Below are 1,604 nucleotides of genomic sequence, written 5' to 3' on the forward strand. Positions count from 1 at the left end.
CCCGAAAAAAACGCTGTCCTATTCCCCCCTGGATGAGGAACAAAAGCTGATCACCGCTCTCGATTCGGCCGAGCCCAAGGCCCGGGCCGCGATCGAGGCCGAGGATTTCGAAGGCGCGATGGCGGCTCTTGCGAGCCTCCGAGCGCCGGTGGACGCATTTTTCGACAAGGTCACGGTCAATGATCCCGATCACGACAAGCGCGAGGCCAGGCTCAACCTCCTTGCCCGGATGCGCGACGCCGTGCACCGGGTCGCGGATTTCTCCAGGATCGAGGGCTGAGGGGAGGGAGACCCCCCGCGATTCCATGTGACTCTCGCGTCACTCGTGCCACTTGTGAACTTCCAGCCGGAAAGAGCCGCTGAATGAATCAATATGTGTATCGCTTCGGCGGCGGCATTTCGGACGGCGAGGCCGGCAATAAGAATCTGCTCGGTGGAAAGGGCGCGAACCTTGCCGAAATGGCTTCGATCGGCCTGCCGGTGCCGCCGGGCTTTACCGTCTCAACCGCGGTCTGCGCCCTTTATTACGAGCAGGGCGAAAGCTTCCCCGACAGCCTCCGCTCCGAAGTCGCGGCCGGAATCGCCCATATCGAGGGCATCACCGGCAAAAGCTTCGGCGATGCGGCCGATCCGCTCCTCGTTTCGGTGCGCTCCGGAGCGCGCGTTTCGATGCCCGGAATGATGGACACGGTCCTCAACCTCGGCCTCAACGACGAGACGGTCGAAGGGCTCGCCGCCGTCTCTGGCGACCGCCGCTTCGCCTGGGACAGCTATCGCCGCTTCATTCAGATGTATTCCGACGTCGTGCTGGGGCTCGATCACGGCGCCTTCGAGGAAGCGCTCGAGATCGCCAAGGAGGATAAGGGCGTCCACCTCGACACCGATCTCGAAGCGGCGGACTGGGAGCGGCTCGTCGCCCGCTACATGGAGCTTGTCGAGGAGCTTTGGGAGCGGCCGTTCCCGCAGGATGTGAACGAGCAGCTCTGGGGGGCGATCGGCGCCGTCTTCGGCTCCTGGCAGTCCGACCGCGCCAAGGTCTATCGCCGCCTCAATTCCATCCCCGGCGACTGGGGAACGGCGGTGAACGTCCAGGCGATGGTGTTCGGCAACATGGGCGAGACCAGCGCTACCGGCGTCGCCTTCACCCGCGACCCTTCGACGGGCGAGCGCGCTTATTACGGCGAATATCTGATCAACGCCCAGGGCGAAGACGTCGTCGCCGGCATCCGCACGCCGCAATATCTCACCCGCTCCGCCCGCGAGAAAGCGGGCGCCAAGGCCCCATCGATGGAGGAGTCGCTCCCCGAGGTCTATGCCGAGCTCGCGCGCGTCTTCGATCTTCTCGAGACCCACTATCGCGACATGCAGGACATCGAGTTCACCGTCGAGCGCGGCCGGCTGTTCATGCTCCAGACGCGCTCCGGCAAGCGGACCGCCAAGGCGGCCCTGAAGATCGCCGTCGACATGGCCCGCGAAGGATTGATCACCGAGGAGGAAGCAGTCCTCCGCATCGATCCGTCAGCGCTTGACCAGTTGCTTCATCCGACGCTCGATCCGGAGGCGCCGCGGCAGGTGATCGCCAAGGGCTTGCCCGCATCGCCGGG

At 64.8% G+C, this 1,604-nt stretch carries 2 protein-coding genes; both read left to right on the forward strand.

Annotation, left to right across the window (positions count from 1 at the left end):
* On the forward strand, nucleotides 1–280 hold a 280-nt coding region (locus VF662_RS16225), incomplete at its 5' end, for a DALR anticodon-binding domain-containing protein (protein WP_464142991.1).
* Nucleotides 281–363: 83 nt separating this feature from the next.
* On the forward strand, nucleotides 364–1,604 hold a 1,241-nt coding region (locus VF662_RS16230), incomplete at its 3' end, for a PEP/pyruvate-binding domain-containing protein (RefSeq protein ID WP_464142992.1).

The organism is Allosphingosinicella sp., assembly GCF_036387215.1.
GTDB lineage: Bacteria > Pseudomonadota > Alphaproteobacteria > Sphingomonadales > Sphingomonadaceae > Allosphingosinicella.